Origin of the sequence: Acetobacter tropicalis (assembly GCF_001580915.1) — a bacterium.
Classification (GTDB): domain Bacteria; phylum Pseudomonadota; class Alphaproteobacteria; order Acetobacterales; family Acetobacteraceae; genus Acetobacter; species Acetobacter tropicalis.
In genome coordinates this window covers 1-2,179 of sequence record NZ_LHZQ01000081.1, presented here as the reverse complement: position 1 = coordinate 2,179, position 2,179 = coordinate 1, and the positions used below count along the sequence as shown (strand labels likewise).

General features: G+C 60.9%; 1 protein-coding gene and 1 pseudogene. One reads left to right on the top strand and one right to left on the bottom strand.

Features of this window, described 5'->3' with window-relative positions; translation table 11 throughout:
- Positions 1-248 precede the first annotated feature (248 nt).
- Complete coding sequence (locus AD944_RS00565; protein ID WP_373317193.1) at positions 249-1,352, bottom strand: IS110 family RNA-guided transposase; 1,104 nt, start codon at positions 1,350-1,352, stop codon at positions 249-251.
- 108 nt (positions 1,353-1,460) lie between these two features.
- Here AD944_RS00565 and AD944_RS16535 point away from each other — a divergent pair.
- Positions 1,461-2,179: pseudogene (locus AD944_RS16535) on the top strand (IS3 family transposase); the annotation flags it as partial.

The window sequence follows — 2,179 nt, the reverse complement described above, 5'->3', positions numbered from 1 at the left end:
TGAAAAAATGCCACCGCACAAAATTCTACACAGTCTCCTGACGGGTGTGCCGCGAGCCGATCGACGACGATTGATCATGCTCTCATCCGCGGATTGGCTACCGCATTTCCCATTTCCGTCGTGGGCCTTCCTCTCTCTATAGACGGGCGTCGGTCGAGACCTGCCCCAGCTTAAAACGAGGGTTACCCATCCTGCCTGGTTTTCGCGGCACGCCCGTCAGGTCCAATAATCGGGCGCGGAATTCCCTATCAGATTGGCTGTATGCGTCGACCGATATCCCAGATGAACCCGACCAGCTCGCGGGCGATCGCCGTAATCACTTTTGGCAGGGCCTTTCCGGTCGATGCCAACAAGCGGTAGCGCTGACAAAGACGGACCTGGGCTTTCCACGCGATGGCCCTGATATCCTCCGGCAAGCCTTCGACGCGCATTTGATATCGCCTCTCTTCGCGCGCCGGCAGGCGATACGACCATGCCGCCTCTACCAGCATCGCCCGTGCCTCCCGGTTCCCCGTCTTTGTTATCGCACCACGGCGGGTGCGGGCGCCGCTGGACGCCTCCGAGGGAACTAGGCCAAGCCAGCCCATCAGTTGCTTGGGCGTATCAAAGCGACTGAGATCGCCAATTTCGGCAACCAAGGTCGCGGCCACCACGAGCCCGACACCACGGAGGGCCTGCAACGCCTGAACCAGAGGAGCCAGCGACCATTGCGGCAGTGCTTCCACCAGCATGGAGTCCAGCCTGTCGCAGCGATGCTGTGCCTCCTCAATCCGTCGGATACCTTCACCGAACACGAATTGCTGATGCGGTGCGTCGAAGGCCTGCTCACTGAGCCAGCGCCAATGCGCCTTGGTCCAATTCGATCGCCCGGTGAATTTGCGCCCATGGCGAAGCAGGAAGCTCAATACTGTTTGCCGGCTGGCAACCAGATCCTGTTTCGCCTGCCGACGTCCCCGGATCAGATCCCGGATGGCTTCGTGCGCCTCGTCCGGCACCCAGATTGCTGTCAGTTCGCCCGAGCGCAGCAGGCGCGCCAGCATCTGGGCGTCGCGTCGATCAGTCTTCACCCGATCCGCCGACTTGCGCGGGATGACCGACGGCGCGATGACGCTGCATTCCACGCCCAGGTCGGTCAACTGACGATAGATACCATATCCACAGCTGCCTGCTTCATAGCAGAAGTGGAGCGTGACATCGGGCGCTGCCAGGCGTGCCACCAGGCGCCGTATGGCATCGGGCGTGTTGGGAATAGTCCCGTGGAACCGGATCTCTCCCGATCGCCCGTCATTGGCGACCGCCACGGCAATTGTCTCCTTGTGAACGTCCAGGCCAATAAATTTCGCAGTCGACATTGTCATTCTCCTCTCCTGACTAAGTGAGCTTACGCTCCCCCTGACCTCGGAAAACGAGGCGAATGACGGTCATTGGGTCTATAGACCGGCCTGAGAGAGGACGGGTTTATGGGCAAGGTTACGCGGAAACGATATTCGGGTGAGTTCAAGTCGCGGGTTGCGCTGGAGGCGATCCGGGGCGAGCAGACGCTGGCGGAGTTGGCGTCGAAACATGGCGTGCACCAGACGATGATCGCCCAATGGAAGCGCCAGGCGATTGAAGGCATGGCGGGGACGTTCTCTGGCAAGCAGGCGCCCGAGGCGACAACCAGCCCCGCCGACGTGGAGAAGCTGCATGCCAAGATCGGCCAGCTTCTGGTGGAACGGGATTTTTTGCGGGATGCCTCTGTGCGGTTGGGCGTACTCAGAGGCGGCAAATGATCGACCTGAAACGGCCTCGGCTGTCGGTGGTGCGGCAATGCGCGCTGCTACAACTCAACCGGTCGGGCATCTACTACCGGCCGGTACCAGAGAGCGATGCCAATCTTGCGTTGATGCGGCTGATCGATGGTCAGTTTCTGGAGATGCCGTATTACGGGTCGCGGCAGATGACGCGGCATCTTCGCAGGCTCGGACATGATGTCGGGCGCAAGCGTGTTCGTCGGCTGATGGCGACGATGGGGCTGCGGACGATTTATCAGAAGCCCAGAACGACCGTCCCGCATCCGGCGCATCGGAAATATCCGTATCTTCTTCGAGGCCTGGGGATTGATCGCCCCAATCAGGTGTGGTGCTCGGACATCACCTACAGTGCGCCTCGCCCCGGATGGTCTGGGGGAGCGTATGAC